The sequence below is a fragment of the Acinetobacter sp. YH01019 genome, from assembly GCF_013420285.1.
GTDB lineage: Bacteria > Pseudomonadota > Gammaproteobacteria > Pseudomonadales > Moraxellaceae > Acinetobacter > Acinetobacter gandensis.
In genome coordinates, this window is record NZ_VOYM01000038.1 from 17984 (window position 1) to 33103 (window position 15120).

15 protein-coding genes and 1 pseudogene are annotated in these 15120 nt (G+C 37.9%); 11 read left to right on the plus strand and 5 right to left on the minus strand.

Translation table 11 applies throughout. The annotated features are described in order from the left end of the window. Positions 1–52 precede the first annotated feature (52 nt). The 4 genes from FTT84_RS10010 (at position 53) to FTT84_RS10025 (ending at position 6382) form a co-directional block, all read left to right on the plus strand. Positions 53–697 (plus strand): trimeric intracellular cation channel family protein, encoded by a 645-nt coding sequence (locus tag FTT84_RS10010; protein ID WP_067763198.1) that lies wholly within the window; start codon positions 53–55, stop codon positions 695–697. A 150-nt stretch (positions 698–847) separates the two neighbouring features. Next, complete coding sequence (locus FTT84_RS10015; RefSeq protein WP_180081088.1) at positions 848–2167, plus strand: MFS transporter; 1320 nt, start codon at positions 848–850, stop codon at positions 2165–2167. Positions 2168–2332: 165 nt separating this feature from the next. Further along, the gene (gene parC / locus FTT84_RS10020) at positions 2333–4552 is read left to right on the plus strand and encodes a DNA topoisomerase IV subunit A (RefSeq protein WP_180081086.1); all 2220 of its coding nucleotides are present in this window, start codon (positions 2333–2335) and stop codon (positions 4550–4552) included. Between the two features lie 150 nt (positions 4553–4702). Next, a complete protein-coding gene (locus FTT84_RS10025) occupies positions 4703–6382 on the plus strand; it encodes a long-chain-fatty-acid--CoA ligase (protein WP_180081084.1) in 1680 nt (559 codons plus the stop codon). Positions 6383–6438: 56 nt separating this feature from the next. Here FTT84_RS10025 and FTT84_RS10030 read toward each other — a convergent pair whose 3' ends face one another. Further along, positions 6439–6828, minus strand: coding sequence for a hypothetical protein (locus FTT84_RS10030; protein ID WP_067763190.1), 390 nt, complete (start codon positions 6826–6828; stop codon positions 6439–6441). A gap of 108 nt (positions 6829–6936) precedes the next feature. Between FTT84_RS10030 and FTT84_RS10035 the strand changes: the two genes are divergently transcribed. Together FTT84_RS10035 and ppa are read left to right on the plus strand one after the other, a co-directional pair. Next, complete coding sequence (locus FTT84_RS10035; protein ID WP_067763188.1) at positions 6937–7335, plus strand: MAPEG family protein; 399 nt, start codon at positions 6937–6939, stop codon at positions 7333–7335. 117 nt (positions 7336–7452) lie between these two features. Next, positions 7453–7989 carry an inorganic diphosphatase gene (ppa, locus tag FTT84_RS10040; protein WP_180081082.1) on the plus strand — a complete coding sequence of 179 codons (537 nt, stop codon included), beginning with the start codon at positions 7453–7455 and terminating at the stop codon, positions 7987–7989. A gap of 91 nt (positions 7990–8080) precedes the next feature. Here the strand turns inward: ppa and FTT84_RS10045 are convergent, their stop codons facing one another. Continuing rightward, positions 8081–9367, minus strand: a complete 1287-nt coding sequence (locus tag FTT84_RS10045; RefSeq protein WP_180081080.1) for an OprD family outer membrane porin — start codon at positions 9365–9367, stop codon at positions 8081–8083. Positions 9368–10120: 753 nt separating this feature from the next. On the opposite strand from FTT84_RS10045, the gene FTT84_RS10050 reads away from it, so the two are divergent. Together FTT84_RS10050 and FTT84_RS10055 are read left to right on the plus strand one after the other, a co-directional pair. Beyond that, complete coding sequence (locus FTT84_RS10050; RefSeq protein WP_180057651.1) at positions 10121–10888, plus strand: TorF family putative porin; 768 nt, start codon at positions 10121–10123, stop codon at positions 10886–10888. A 399-nt stretch (positions 10889–11287) separates the two neighbouring features. Continuing rightward, positions 11288–12028 (plus strand): TorF family putative porin, encoded by a 741-nt coding sequence (locus FTT84_RS10055; protein WP_153373000.1) that lies wholly within the window; start codon positions 11288–11290, stop codon positions 12026–12028. A 41-nt stretch (positions 12029–12069) separates the two neighbouring features. Here FTT84_RS10055 and FTT84_RS10060 read toward each other — a convergent pair. Next, positions 12070–12663, minus strand: a pseudogene (locus FTT84_RS10060) (ATP-binding protein); the annotation flags it as partial. A 112-nt stretch (positions 12664–12775) separates the two neighbouring features. On the opposite strand from FTT84_RS10060, the gene FTT84_RS10065 reads away from it, so the two are divergent. Beyond that, positions 12776–13291, plus strand: a complete 516-nt coding sequence (locus FTT84_RS10065; RefSeq protein ID WP_218949719.1) for a DUF1837 domain-containing protein — start codon at positions 12776–12778, stop codon at positions 13289–13291. 158 nt (positions 13292–13449) lie between these two features. Further along, complete coding sequence (locus FTT84_RS10070; RefSeq protein WP_034680645.1) at positions 13450–13992, plus strand: hypothetical protein; 543 nt, start codon at positions 13450–13452, stop codon at positions 13990–13992. 3 nt (positions 13993–13995) lie between these two features. Here FTT84_RS10070 and FTT84_RS10075 read toward each other — a convergent pair whose 3' ends face one another. Continuing rightward, positions 13996–14202: a helix-turn-helix domain-containing protein gene (locus tag FTT84_RS10075; protein WP_005401581.1), complete on the minus strand. Its 207-nt coding sequence runs from the start codon at positions 14200–14202 to the stop codon at positions 13996–13998. A 99-nt stretch (positions 14203–14301) separates the two neighbouring features. Between FTT84_RS10075 and FTT84_RS10080 the strand changes: the two genes are divergently transcribed. Beyond that, positions 14302–14784, plus strand: coding sequence for a hypothetical protein (locus tag FTT84_RS10080; RefSeq protein ID WP_017386453.1), 483 nt, complete (start codon positions 14302–14304; stop codon positions 14782–14784). Positions 14785–14942: 158 nt separating this feature from the next. Here the strand turns inward: FTT84_RS10080 and FTT84_RS10085 are convergent. Continuing rightward, positions 14943–15120: integrase core domain-containing protein (locus FTT84_RS10085; RefSeq protein ID WP_157937987.1), on the minus strand; the 178-nt coding region annotated here is incomplete at its 5' end.

The window sequence follows — 15120 nt, forward strand, 5'->3', positions numbered from 1 at the left end:
GCAGATTTAGCTTAGAATAGCGCGCATCTTAACCCTCAGTGGAAGAAGGGCGATGTTACTTACAGTTATTTATATTATCGCAATTACGGCAGAAGCAATGACAGGTGCATTGTCGGCGGGTCGGCGGAGTATGGATTGGTTTGGGGTAACACTGATTGCCTGTGTCACGGCACTGGGAGGTGGTTCAGTTCGTGATGTGCTACTCGGGCATTATCCACTGACTTGGGTCAAGCATCCTGAATATTTAATGCTGACCTGTTTTGCTGCATTTGTCACCATCCTGATTGCAAAATGGATGCGTCATCTTCGTAATATCTTCTTGGTACTTGATGCCCTTGGTTTGATTGGCTTTACCATTATTGGTTGTCAAATTGCTTTAGAAATGGGGCATGGCTTTGTTGTTTCTGCGGTTGCTGGCGTACTAACGGGGGTGTCTGGCGGTATTCTACGAGACATTCTCTGTAACGATGTGCCTTTGGTTTTCCGTAGAGAACTGTATGCCAGTATCTCTTTTGTCTCCGTGATTTGTTATTGGATCTGCATCGAAATTGGTCTTTCGCTGGAATTAACCGTAATCGCGACACTGATTTTTGGCTTTACCTTGCGTCTGATTGCGATTTACTTTGGCTTAGAAATGCCTAAATTTATCTATAAAGATGAAGATGACCAGTCTGCATCGTCAAAAGACTTATCTTAATTTAATCGGTTGAAGACTGTTTTGTTTTGAGATGTAGCTTACTTACATCATGCAAACAGTCTTTGACAATAATTGATTTTAAACGCGTAAAATTATAAATCCTGTTGGGAAAGCAGCGTGCCCCCCTTTCACCAGTTCAGAGATCGTAATATGGACTTAGTCTCACGTATTCAACGCTTACCGATTGGTAAGTTCCATTACACCTTACTTTGGGTCATTGGCCTTGGCTGGATGTTTGATGCCATGGACACGGGTCTGATTTCCTTCATCTTGGCGAAGATGGCAGAAGATTGGGCAATGACACCGAATGATAAAAGTTGGGTGGTTTCGATTGGGTTCGTGGGCATGGCCATTGGTGCAGTTTGTTCGGGTGGCTTAGCCGACCGTTTTGGTCGCAAGACTGTATTTGCTGTGACTTTAGTGATTTATAGTTTGGCAACAGCCGCCTGTGCCTTTGCGCCTAACTTAACTTGGCTTTTGGTGTTTCGCTTTATTGTTGGCTTAGGTTTAGGCGGACAGCTTCCTGTTGCGGTCACCTTGGTCAGTGAATATATTCCTGCCCATGTGCGTGGAAGATTTATTGTATTACTTGAAAGTTTTTGGGGCTTAGGTTGGCTGGTCGCAGCTCTAGTTTCACGCTTTATTATTCCTGATTTTGGTTGGCACGCGGCATTCCTCATTGGTGGTATTCCTGCTTTATATGCCATTGTGATTTGGAAAATGGTGCCTGAGTCTGTGCCTTATTTAATTAACCGTGGTCGCTTTGATGAAGCCCATGCATTGGTGAAAAAAATTGAAGCCAAATGCGGTGTGGAAGTAGTTGAAATCTTTGAAGTAAAACCTGTTGCAGAAAAACATAACATCAGTTTTTCGCAACTTTGGTCAGGTGTATTTGCGCGTCGTACCTTAATGTTATGGTTAATCTGGTTTGGTATTGTCTTTTCCTACTATGGCATTTTCACCTGGTTACCAAGCTTATTGGTGAAAGAAGGCTACACCATCGTACAATCTTTTGAATATGTCTTGGTAATGATTCTGGCACAGTTACCGGGATATATTGCGGCAGCATGGTTGGTGGAAAAACTCGGTCGTAAAGCCACATTGGCAGGTTTTATTGGCATGTGTGCAGTATCGGCTTACTTCTTTGGTCAGTCAGGCAGCGTTACTGAAATTGTGATTTGGGGCTGTTTAATGTCCTTCTTCAATTTGGGTGCATGGGGGGTGTTATATACCTATACCCCAGAACAATACCCAGCCAATATTCGTGCCTTTGGTTCAGGTTGGGCAGGGGCAATTGGTCGTATTGGCGGTATTGCTGCACCGTTCGCAGTAACACATATGATGGATATGGATCACGGTTTTAGCTATGTCTTTATGATGTTTACTGCGGTGTTAATTGCAGTGGCGTTAATTATTTTAGTCTTAGGTGAAGAAACCAAAGGTAAAACACTGGAATCGATTGGTCTGTAAAAGGTTGGTGAATTTTTAGTTGATCATGGTGGATAAAATGGATATTTTTACGCCATAAGACATAATTTGTCGCAGAGTGTGTGTTGATACCCTTGTATTAGTGAACACCTGCGACATAGCATAAGAACCCAAGAAAGAACGAACAATTTAGGATTATAGGTTGTTATGACAAGCCTTGCGCATCATGCGACAGAAAACCGTTCCGTAGCAGAATTTACCGAACAAGCATATCTCAATTACGCAATGTACGTGATCATGGATCGTGCCTTGCCTCATATCAGTGATGGTTTGAAACCTGTACAACGTCGTATTGTGTATGCGATGAGTGAGTTAGGTTTAAAGCCCACGGGGAAACCGAAAAAATCTGCACGTACTGTGGGTGACGTACTGGGTAAGTACCATCCGCATGGTGACTCTGCGTGTTATGAAGCTATGGTGCTCATGGCACAGCCATTTAGCTATCGCTATCCATTTATTGAAGGTCAAGGCAACTGGGGTTCTCCAGATGACCCAAAATCCTTCGCTGCCATGCGATATACCGAAGCTAAACTTTCAGCTTATAGTGATTTGTTATTGTCAGAGTTAGGCCAAGGCACTTGTGATTGGCAAGACAACTTTGATGGTTCAATGAAAGAGCCGGTCAATCTTCCTGCACGCGTACCTAATATCTTACTCAATGGTACAACCGGTATTGCGGTAGGGATGGCAACGGATATTCCACCGCATAACTTACGTGAAGTGGTGAAAGGCACGATTGCCTTAATTCGTAATCCAAATTTGACCGATGAAAAAGTTGCTGAATATATTCCTGCGCCTGATTCACCGACACGTGCTGAAATTATTACCTCACCTGAAGAGTTGCTAAAAATTCAAACTACAGGTCGTGGCAGTTATCGGACTCGTGCGGTTTATAGCATTGAAAAAAATGAAATTGTGATTACGGAATTGCCGTATCAAGTTTCTGGCTCGAAAGTCATTACCCAAATTGCAGATCAAATGCAGGCAAAAAAATTGCCTTGGGTGACAGATCTACGTGATGAATCGGATCATAAAAACCCAACGCGTTTGGTGATTGTGCTGCGTTCAAATCGTATTGATGCCGAATCTGTAATGAGTCATTTATTTGCCACGACAGATTTAGAATCGAGCTATCGTGTCAATATGAATATGATTGGTGCAGATGGTCGTCCACAAGTAAAATCGATCCGACGTATCTTGTTGGAATGGATTGAGATTCGTAAAGCAACGGTGACACGCCGTCTGAATTACCATTTATCAAAAATTGAAAAACGTTTGCATATTTTGCAAGGTTTGATTATTGCCTTTTTGAATATTGATGAAGTGATTCGTATTATTCGTGAGGAAGATCAGCCGAAGCCAGTGTTGATGTCACATTTTAATATTGATGAGATTCAAGCTGAAGCCATTTTAGAACTCAAGTTACGTCATTTGGCACGACTTGAAGAAATGGAAATGCGTCGTGAGCAAGAAGAACTTGAAGCCAAAGCAGCGATTATTCGTGAGCAATTGGCCAACCCAGAATCTTTAAAAGCACTCATCATTAGTGAATTAAAAGAAGACGCGAAAAAATTTGGTGATGATCGCCGTTCACCTATCGTGCAACGCGCAGAAGCCACTGCGATTAATGAACAGGATATGCTTCCTGCTGACCCTGTCACCGTTGTGTTGTCTGAAGCTGGCTGGATTCGTTCGGCAAAAGGCCATGAAGTTGATGCTGAAAATCTAAATTTCCGTGCAGGTGATCAATACCTTAGTCATGCACAAGGTAAATCAAACCAACGCGTTTATGTACTAGATGATTCTGGTCGTAGTTATGCCTTGGGGATTAGTACTTTGCCTTCAGCGCGAGGACTGGGTGAGCCACTTAGTTCAAAACTTTCACCAGCCAGCGGTGTCGGCTTTAAACAAGTCTTGATTGCAGAGGATGAAACTGAACTTTTAGCCATGAGTGATAAAGGTTATGGTTTCAAAACTCAGGCGAAAAATCTGGATACCAATGCCAAAGCGGGGAAAGCATTCTTAAGTTTATCTGAGGGTGCGGCGGTGATGAATCTTGAAGTCATTGACAATGCAAGTCATCTTGCACTGCTCAGTTCAGCAGGACGTTTGTTGTTGATTGATTTGGCTGAATTACCTGTACTGAATAAAGGTAAAGGTAATAAATTGATACAACTTGAAGCCAAAGATCAAATAGTATCCATGATAACTTTGAACTTAGATGAAATAATTCAAGTGCTTGCAGGTAATCAACAATTAAAGCTAAAAGGGGATGACTTGCAGAAGTATGTGGGCAAGCGTGCTTCAAAAGGCGTGTTGTTGCCACGTGGATATCAAAAAGCAAATAAACTGTTCATTCAAAGATAATACTAGCATCCATGGAACGAAATACGTTATATATGCTGTTATTCGTGAAATGGATGCAATATTGAGCACCAAACAAGTTAAATAAAGACCGCTCAGTATTGAAAAAAAACAGTTAGATTATTAAGGATTACGACAGGAGAATTGGGCGTTATGGAAAAGATTTGGTTAGCTGAATACCAAAAGACAGGGATTCCCGAGACTGTAGAATTACCCGCAGAAAATACATCGCTCGTCGATATTTTTGAACGTAATTTTCAGAAGTTTGGCTCACGTGATGCCTTTATCTTTATGGATAAAGTACTTACTTTTAAAGAACTTGACGAGGCGAGCCGTAAGTTTGCAACTTATTTGCAAAGTTTAGGTTTGGCAAAAGGTTCACGTGTGGCGGTAATGATGCCTAACGTTCTTCAATATCCTGTCGTTGCATTGGGTGTATTCCGTGCAGGCCTGGTTTTGGTCAACGTGAACCCACTGTACACATCACGCGAACTTGAGCATCAATTAAATGACTCAGGTACAGAAGCACTTGTAATTATTGAAAACTTTGCATCTGTTTACCAAGCAATTATTGGTAAGACACCAATTAAACACGTCATCGTAGCTTCTGTTGGGGATATGCTAGGTGCGTTGAAAGGCACATTGGTGAACTTTGTTTTACGTTCAGTACGTAAACAAATTCCAGCTTGGAACATTCCAGGTCATATTCGTTTTAATGCAGCAATGTCAAAAGTCAGTGCAAGCAATTACAAACGTCCAAACTTAACACTGAGCGATACTGCAGTACTTCAATATACTGGTGGTACGACAGGTGTATCGAAAGGTGCAGAACTTACACATCGCAACTTAGTATCGAACATGTTGCAGTGTGATGGTATTTTCCAAAGTAAATTTGGTCAGCAAGATGGTCAACCTGATGACCGTATCTTCTGTGCATTGCCGCTTTATCATATCTTTGCCTTCATGGTATGTGCGCTTTATGGTATGTACAAAGGTCAAGCGAACGTCCTTATTCCAAACCCACGTGACTTACCTGCGGTGATGAAAGAACTGCGTAAATACCAACCTTCATTCTTCCCAGCTGTGAACACACTGTTTAATGCTTTAGTGAACAACGAAGAGTTTAAGCAACTTGATCATAGCAAGCTGAAAATGGCGATGGGTGGCGGTATGGCTGTACTTCCATCTACAGCAGAAGCATGGAAAAAAGTGACAGGGACTAACATTATCGAAGGTTATGGTCTGTCAGAAACTTCACCAGTAGCAACTGCCAACCCACCTGCATCAATGGAGTTCAGTGGCACGATTGGTATTCCATTGCCGTTAACTGAAGTTGCGATTCTTGATGATGATGGCAATGAAGTCGCACAAGGTGAGCAAGGTGAAATCTCAATTCGTGGCCCTCAAGTCATGAAAGGCTATTGGAACCGTCCTGATGAAACTGCCAAAGTGATGACAGCAGATGGTTTCTTCCGTACGGGTGACATCGGTGTGATGGATCCACGTGGTTATGTGAAAATCGTTGACCGTAAAAAAGACATGATCTTGGTTTCTGGTTTCAACGTTTACCCTTCAGAAATTGAAGAAGTCATTGCGAAACATCCAAAAGTGTTGGAAGTTGCAGCGATTGGTGTGCCAGATGAAAAATCAGGTGAAGTACCTAAATTGTTTGTGGTGAAAAAAGATCCATCTTTAACCACTGAAGAAGTTTTAGCATTTGCTAAAGAAAACCTAACAGGTTACAAGCGTCCACGTTATGTTGAATTTATGGATGAACTTCCAAAATCAAACGTTGGTAAAATTTTACGTAAAGATTTACGTAAAACGGCTTAATTTAGCTCATATAAAAAAAGCGCCTTTGGGCGCTTTTTTATTTGCTAGTGTGAAAATTATAATTTTCCTTTGTTCATTGACCAGCGATCAAAGTAACGACGCCCAACACCAAATACACCTAAGAAAATAAACATTGCCCCAAATTGACGGCTAAATCCAGATTGATTGTAGCTACCATATGTCAAAATATTGTCGATGAGGCAATATAGCGCAATAACAATGACCCAATGCCACAGCGGAAGTTGTTTGATAGATACAGCATAAAAGGCAATCCACATCATGACAAAGCTGAGTACAGTCGACCAAATATTCAGATTAGCGCAAATAACTGCCAGTAAAAATGCAGTAATTGGAATAACGATTTTTAACACGCGATCGACACGTTGCTGATGGAGTTTTTGCTGTTCAAGCACTTCAAATAATTTGTCTTGATCAGGACTGCTCATAGGGGATCCTTTCATCTGCCGATAGTAAAAACACTATATTTAACAAAATTTATTCACGAAACGCCATGCTATCATAGCAGCTATAAAAATCTTCCTGAGAAAAAACACATGCAAAGCATCAGTGGGATCATCTATCTCATTTTAGGAGCGTGTTTACTACCTTATGCTTTTACCTTTATTGCAAAAAAAGCAGCTGGCTTTAAGTCGAGTGATAATCAGCATCCTCGAGAGGTTTTAGCAAAATCGACTGGGCTTGCGAGCCGTGCTAATGCTGTTCAGCAAAACAGTTTTGAAAGCCTTCCGTTATTTATTGCGGCTATTTTAATGGCTGAATATATGGTGATTCAGCAGCAATTTATCATGACCTTTGGTATTGCCTATTTGGTTTTAAGGGTTATTTATGGCGTATGTTACTTGGCTAACTGGGCAACCTTGCGTTCAATCATTTGGACACTGTCGATGCTGTGTCCAATATGTTTACTGCTGTTGGTGATTAAACTGAGCTAATCTTATTGATGCTCTGATTAAATCATTGGCTGTCGATGTAAAATCACAAAAAAAGCTGTAAAAACGTTATAATTGTGCCGACTTAAAAAGATTTAACCTAGTTTAAAGAGTGATGCTATGAGCTACAGCAATATCCCAGCAGGTAAAGACGCACCTAACGACATCTATGTCATTATTGAAATTCCTGCAAATGCAGCACCAATCAAATACGAAATTGACAAAGATTCAGATGCATTATTCGTAGACCGTTTCATGGGTACAGCAATGTTCTACCCAGCAAACTACGGTTATGTACCAAATACGTTGTCTCTTGATGGTGATCCACTTGACGTGCTTGTGGTAACGCCACACCCAGTAGAGCCAGGGTCTGTGATTCGTTGCCGTCCTGTGGGCAAACTGAACATGGAAGATGACGGTGGTGTTGATGCCAAACTGGTTGCAGTTCCACATGACAAACTGACTCCAATCTACAAAGATGTTCAAGAATATACTGATCTTCCTCCATTATTGATCAGCCAAATCGAACACTTCTTCCAACACTACAAAGACTTAGAACCAGGTAAATGGGTTAAGTTAAGTGGTTGGGAAGGTGCTGATGTTGCGAAACAAGAAGTACTAAGCTCAATTGAAGCTTATGCAGAAGCAAACAAATAATTGCTTTGTTATTTAGGTTGTAGTTTTAAGACCTGAATAAAAAAAACCTGCACAATGTGCAGGTTTTTTTATGGTTTTAAATTTCTGTAAATTAGAATAATTTCACAGGAATATCTAACCAGATACGCCATTCGTTAGTGTCACCAATATAGACGCTATTGTAGTCATTGCTGCCACGTAAGTAAGAGTGGCGAACACGTAAGCTTGTATCTTTAGCAAAACCAGATTGAACTGTATATTTTACTTGGTTAAAGAATTCATGCTCTTCGTTATTGTCACTGATAAGTGAGCCATCTTTAGCTGCTTTGATATCCCAACCATAAACGAATGCACTTGTCCAACTTAGACCAGGTAATCCTTGGTTCTTGAAGTTATAGTTGTACTGTAAGCCTAAAGATTTTTCATCATTGCCGACAAAGTCAGAAAGATACGAGTTTGGTAAGTAAATACTTTGTCCACCATCTGCATTGTAACCATAGTCATAGCCTGTGTTGCCTGAGTTTTGTTGATATGCAAGCATGACATTATGTACATCTTTGCTATATGTACTAGAAACAGCAAAGATTGTATTTTTACGATTAGAAAGGTCATCAGTGATATGAGAATCAGTTGCAGCACCTTCTTTAAACTCAGTATGATAACCACTGAAATCATGAGTCAAAGTACTATCATTCGCTAAAGCATAGCTATAATTTGCATTAATATAATGACGATCTAATCGATCTTTAACATCTACACCATAATAAGAAGCATTTAAAGCATCATTAAATTTATATTTCGCACCCCATACAATAGCACGATCTAAATTACGTCCATCAGTTTCAATCTGATCGGAATATTGGTTCTTGGTGAATTTACCTGCTGTTAAAGACAGGTTGTCAATTTCATTGCTAGTGACCAATAGACCTTCAAAGTATTCAGGCACCATACGTGCAGTATTTGATGCAAGTACAGGAATGTCTAAAACTTGAGTACCATACACAGCGGTCGTATTGGATACACGTGCTTTTGCATAAGCACCGCCACGTGCCCAATGGTCATAAGCTGAACCATCATTATGCTTAGGAATCATATTATTGTTAGCGTTTTTATTTTCGCCTAATTTAATAGACGCGTCACCAATAACACCAGCACCAAAACCAACAACGCCTTTAGTAAAGCCTGAATCAAGCTTGATAATTGCTGATTCTGCAAATGAGCTTTGGTCTTTTACACCCGGTGCTTTTTTGTCGCGGTGAATATAACCGGTACGGAATAACACTGTACCTTCAGCATCTTCTACAAAACCTTTCGCTTCACTTTGTTCGCTAGCAAAAGCAGTAGAAATAAGAGCAGCGTTTACTAATACTGCAAGTGTTAGTTGTTGAGCTTTAAGCATTGGGAGAGAGCCTCATGCAAAGTTAGGTTAATGTGTAGTGCGATTGTATATTTTTTCTTAAAAAAATCACTATTTTTAATGCGCTTATTACACTAAAGTTATGACTTTTCCCGATATATTGCAATTTAAAAGCTAAGTGAAATTATGTATGTGTTTGTTGTTAAAGGAATAGTTTATAAAACATCAATATATTTATTCTTAAAGAGTTATTTATGGGGTACTTAGCATAAAAAAATATAATAAATGTTAAAAAAAGCAATTTGATTAATATACAACCAATTGATAAGTAAGTTTTTTAAAAAATGACAATTTAAAAATGTTCAAATAGTCAAACTTGGCTGACAAATTGAGTAACTGAATTTAGAAATTTGTCTAAGACGATTGAGATGAAATTTGACTATCAAAGATTAGTTTAACCAATAGGTTTAAGCAAAAAATAATAACGAAAAACCTCATATTCATTTCGTTTGGAACAAGCTGAAATAGAACGTGAAATTTTAAGGAATAGCATTTTAAGAAATAATAACAGTTGCTTATTCTTCTTATATATTTAAGTGCTTAGTAAATTGTATCCAAAATCATAGGTTTGTTTTTTACTACACTGTATAAGTATCGTGCTGTTTATTAATTAAAAAATTGATAAAAAGTTTAAATAAACAGCAAAAAAAATCTATACAGCAAGTGAAAAAGCATTAAAATCGGCGCTAATTTTTCACAAAGCCGAATCCGCTCAGGGTTTGATGTAGGCACAACATGAATCAACTCTATAAAAAAACAGTATTAGCAACATTATTTGCTTTGGGTTCAATTTCTGCATTTGCAGCTGATGAAACTCAAGCTAATGGGGCGTGGTCAGGCAGTTTGGGTGTAGTGAATAAATACATTTATCGTGGTAGCGAAGAAAATGATAAGCCTGCTGTACAGGCAGGTTTAGAGTATGGCCATAATAGTGGTTTTTTTGCAGGCTATTGGGGTTCGACATTAAATTATGACCCAACTGATGACACTCAGTCACATGGTTTTGAACATGACTTTTATGTGGGTTATGGCCGTGAATTAAATGAAAACCTGAGTTATAAATCGCAAGTTATGGCGTATGTCTACCAAGGTGGTGGCTCGATTTATAATGAAGATCGCTCTGAAAAGCGCCGTACTACGGGTGTGGAATTTTTAAATGATGTGACATACAAAGATTTAACTGTGGGTATTGGTGTGCTTTTGTCGGATGTAAGCTATGGCAATGCTGGGGATGTATATCTGAACGCAGCATATAGTTATGTACTTCCATATGATGTGTCTTTAAATAGTGCTGTCGGCGTATCAGTTTTTAATGACAGTCGTGACGACAGCTTATTAAGCACAACTGAAGATGTTGTATTTACTGAAGCACGTCTTGGTGTAAGTAAGCCTTTAGCTGATACGGGTATTGAATTTATGGCCGACTATGTTTGGGGTGGTAAAGACCGTGAAGGTGAGCGCCTCGATGATAACGTCGTGGTTGGACTTACTTATTCGTTCTAAGCAAATGATGTTTATTATTTAAAGCTAAAACTAAGATAGAAAAGTGTGCAATCCAATTGTGCACTTTTTTTATGCAATTTTCTGGGCGCTGTTGAAATAATGTACTCAAAAAAGCGCATTTTTAAAATGCTGTTACATATTGGTATGTAGCTTAGAAATTCGACTCAATAAACTAAGTTATTACTTTTTTAATGTGTAGGATGAGGATCTTTATTAATTTTTATTTTTAATAATAACTATAAAAAACAATGCAATAAAATTTTTTTTTGGCTAATTTAAATTTAAAACCATCAGATAAATGACGGGTTTTAAAAATGTTGGCACAGCAATTGCTAACTCTTATATGAGTTTTATAAATGACCATAAAAAACGTCTTGGGACGGTCGGGGGAATCGAATAATGAAATTTAAATTGAAAGCTTTGGCTCTAGCAGCAGTTGCATCAGCATCACCGTTAACATTTGCAGATGAAGTCGCATCTGAGCATAGTTTCTCTGGAAATATTGGCTTACTTTCAAGCTATAACCTACGCGGTAACACAGCATTACCTGAAAACGATAAATTAACGATTCAAGGTGGTTTAGATTATAGCCATGCATCAGGTTTATATGCAGGTTGGTGGACGTCTACACTTGATGGCGATGATGCTTATCCAGGTCAATCTAATGCAATGGAGCACGACTTCTATGTTGGGTATAACGGTAGCTTTAATGATGATCTAGGTTTTACTGTAGGTACAACTTATTATTATTACTATGACATTAATACGTCTGATGCGAATGGCTTCGAACTTTTATTGGGTTTGAATTACAAAGATTTTGGTGTGACGGCTCAAACCTTATTGGAAGATACAATATGGGGGAATGCAGGCGATACCTATTTTAAAGCCACTTATAGCTATCCTTTACCGAATGATTTTAGTTTAGACACTGCTTTAGGTTTACATACGTATGAGAAAAATGGAGATTTCGTTAAAGGTTCAACTGAAAGTTTTAGCTTCCGCCATTTTGACGTGGGTGTAAGCAAAGCATTAGGTGATACAGGCTTAACCGCAAGCTTCAATTATATTCTTGGTGGGAATGGTCGTTTTGATGAAGATTTCAAAAACAAAGCGGTGCTAGGTTTAGCATATAGCTTCTAATAATACGTATCTTTGAAAAAGGCGACCATTCGGTCGCTTTTTTATAGCTGCGGTATTTGACTCCGATACGAAAGCGCTTCTGATAAATGTGTACTTTGAATATCTGGACTCTGTGCTAAATCGGCAATGGTCCTTGCCACACGTAATACCCGATGGTAGGCACGTGCTGATAAATCCAATTTTTGCTGTGCCATTTCAAACATGCGAGTCGTTGTGTCATCAAGAATGGCATATTGCTCAAGCTGTTTTGGACTTAAACTCATGTTTAACGCATTCTGTCGCTTCATTTGTCGTTCATAAGCTGTAATCACACGTTCACGAACAGTCGCTGAATTTTCAACTGCTTGACTGTTTTGTAGTTCTTGTGCCGCTAAGGGTGGTACGTCAATGTGTAAGTCAATTCGATCTAAGAGCGGGCCAGAAATTCGGTTTTGATATCTTTTAATCTGTTCAGCTGAACATTGGCAGCGAATATCATTGTTAAACGCATAGCCACAAGGACAGGGGTTCATCGCCGCAATCAGTTGGAAATTGGCTGGAAAGGTGATTTGCCTTGAAGCTCTAGAAATGACAATTTCTTTAGATTCCAGTGGTTGTCTTAATACTTCCAAAACTTTTCGGTCAAACTCAGGTATTTTCCTAATACTTAATAAAATTAATAAAAATGATCAATTTGTATTTAAAATGTTCAATATGAAAATAAGGTAAAGTATTATGCAATCGATTGAATAATAAAATTATATCGAGATGATGGGTAATCAAACTTTACTAGCAATGCCTGAGCCTTTTTTAGAAGTAAGGATACATAAAACAGATTTAGATCCTAACCTTCTTGCTGTATGTGCTGGATACGAATTGGGTGAATGGAGAGAAACCCAGTTTGCCAATCATGTAATGCAATGGTTGCCTGAGTTTGCTTTGAATTATCAAGAAGTGCGTTCAATGAGTGCGCATAATGCGGTTGCATTGCTTCAAAAAGCAGCAAGATCAATTTATCAAACTGATAAGTTTCAGAGTAGAGGTGAGTTTGGTGAGTTAATATTACATATCATCTTAAGGCAATGTTTTAAAACAACACCTGCAATTTCTAAAATATTCTTTAAAGACTCAAGAAACGATACTGTTAAAGGGTTTGATTCAGTTCATGTTGTTTATAATGGGAGCACATTAGATCTTTATTTAGGCGAGGTTAAATTTTATACCAATATTAATAGGGCAATTTCAGATGTCATCACAGAGCGGCTTTGTTGCATAAATATGTAAGCATCTGATTTAAATAAATTTAATTTTGGATCAAAAAATAATCAAAACTTTTAAAATCATATAGTTATGAAATCTTTGTGCAACAAAGCCTATTCACAGATGCAAGAAATTCATCTAGATTAGAAATTAAATAAACTATTCGCTAAAGAGGAAGGAGCATGAAAAGTGAGGAATATAAACGCAACAAAGACAGATTTCAGAAACTTTTGAGAACTGTAAGTGAAATATCCAAATCAGAACTAGCTCCATTTTTGGATCATAAAAAATTCTTACATTCCACGCTATTTCATCAAATAGCAGTCTTTGCTGCGATGCATTATAAAGAACACAGTAATAGCACGCCTATTATGCAAGTTTTGGATTTCACAAAATTGAAAGGGACCGAATATCTAAAAGCAGTAAGATGGTTTGAATATAGAACTGGTACATGCTTTTTTATCGAAGATAACAAATTAAAGAAGAGTAAGAGTAATACTCTTTTAGACGAGAATTATCAAATGTTTGGCGAGTTTCTAAAAACTTACAAAGGGCCATTACCTGAAATTAAATCACATAAAGCAGAGATCGAAGAAGACTATATAGAAAAATACAAAAAATACTCTAAAGAACCCCGTGACGAATTTGACTTGATAGAGAACACGTCTATGAAAATTGGTGGTCGGACTGTATTTGGAGGATATGGTACTGGAAAAAAACGCTAAAAATTATGGCAATAATTCTTTCATGTCTACTTCTAGTGCGGTGGCGATTTCATACAGCTTTTCAACAGTAAGGTTTACTTCGCCACGCTCAATGCGACCGATATAACTGCGGTCAATACCACACTGTAACGCTAAAGCTTCTTGTGTAATTTTTTTCTCTTTTCTTTTTTTGCGTATTAATTGACCAATCTCAATAGATAATTCTAACATTTAAAATAAATTGTTCAAAAAATAGAAATATCACTAATTGAGGATTAAATATCCACGGACTATAATCCTCATTTTTAATAAAAGACTAAAAGACTGAACATGAAGAGACCTGTACATTTGCCGTTGTATCACGAATTCTTAGAATTATTCGATAACTATGAAATTCAAAATTGGGAAGCCAAACAATTTTGGGAAAAACTTAATATTAATCAGATCTACAGAAATGATAAGACCAAGCGTTTGATGTATTCTGGTTTAAAAGTTTTAATACGATTTCAATATTTAGAAGTTAATCATGAAACATCAAGAAAAAATGTTTTTTCTTATACCGAAACACCACGTATGAATGAACTCAGGAATCGAACAAAGAAGCAAAAATTGGAAGAGATTTTTTCTAAAAAGAAAACAGAATTTTTAGATCAAATTAAAGATAAAGAAAATAATATTGAGTTTCTAGAATCATTATTATCGGATGATAAAACATTAGAGAAATATTTTATTAACCATAAAGAAACTATGGAGAATGATATTAAAAATATAAAATCAAATATTAAATTAATGGACGATATAATGAATAAATAAACGTTTCTCAATTAATTTATTATAGTAAAAACAATAGCTTAAAATAAAAAAATAATTACTTGACTTAAGCATTCCCATCCGATATTTTTTCGTCAAATTTATTCAAAATTCGTCTATATGGTAATCCTCCCATAAATAACCGAAGTTAAAAGTAGAGGTTAAGCAGCCATTAGAGGTGGCTTTCCTTTGTTAGCTTGATGTGGTCTTTCATGGTTGTAATGCCACAACCAGTTTGTTGCATAATCTTGTACTTCATCCAAAGTATCAAATAAATGCTTGCTCAGCCAACTATAACGTATGGTCCGATTATAGCGTTCAATATACGCATTCTGCTGT

Coding starts and splice junctions, on each gene's coding strand:
- parC (WP_180081086.1), top strand. CDS start 2,333: ATGACAAGCCTTGCGCATCATGCGACAGAAAACCGTTCCGTAGCAGAA.
- FTT84_RS10070 (WP_034680645.1), top strand. CDS start 13,450: ATGAAAAGTGAGGAATATAAACGCAACAAAGACAGATTTCAGAAACTT.
- FTT84_RS10080 (WP_017386453.1), top strand. CDS start 14,302: ATGAAGAGACCTGTACATTTGCCGTTGTATCACGAATTCTTAGAATTA.
- FTT84_RS10035 (WP_067763188.1), top strand. CDS start 6,937: ATGCAAAGCATCAGTGGGATCATCTATCTCATTTTAGGAGCGTGTTTA.
- FTT84_RS10055 (WP_153373000.1), top strand. CDS start 11,288: ATGAAATTTAAATTGAAAGCTTTGGCTCTAGCAGCAGTTGCATCAGCA.
- FTT84_RS10065 (WP_218949719.1), top strand. CDS start 12,776: ATGATGGGTAATCAAACTTTACTAGCAATGCCTGAGCCTTTTTTAGAA.
- FTT84_RS10015 (WP_180081088.1), top strand. CDS start 848: ATGGACTTAGTCTCACGTATTCAACGCTTACCGATTGGTAAGTTCCAT.
- FTT84_RS10030 (WP_067763190.1), bottom strand. CDS start 6,828: ATGAGCAGTCCTGATCAAGACAAATTATTTGAAGTGCTTGAACAGCAA.
- FTT84_RS10010 (WP_067763198.1), top strand. CDS start 53: ATGTTACTTACAGTTATTTATATTATCGCAATTACGGCAGAAGCAATG.
- FTT84_RS10050 (WP_180057651.1), top strand. CDS start 10,121: ATGAATCAACTCTATAAAAAAACAGTATTAGCAACATTATTTGCTTTG.
- FTT84_RS10025 (WP_180081084.1), top strand. CDS start 4,703: ATGGAAAAGATTTGGTTAGCTGAATACCAAAAGACAGGGATTCCCGAG.
- FTT84_RS10045 (WP_180081080.1), bottom strand. CDS start 9,367: ATGCTTAAAGCTCAACAACTAACACTTGCAGTATTAGTAAACGCTGCT.
- FTT84_RS10075 (WP_005401581.1), bottom strand. CDS start 14,202: ATGTTAGAATTATCTATTGAGATTGGTCAATTAATACGCAAAAAAAGA.
- ppa (WP_180081082.1), top strand. CDS start 7,453: ATGAGCTACAGCAATATCCCAGCAGGTAAAGACGCACCTAACGACATC.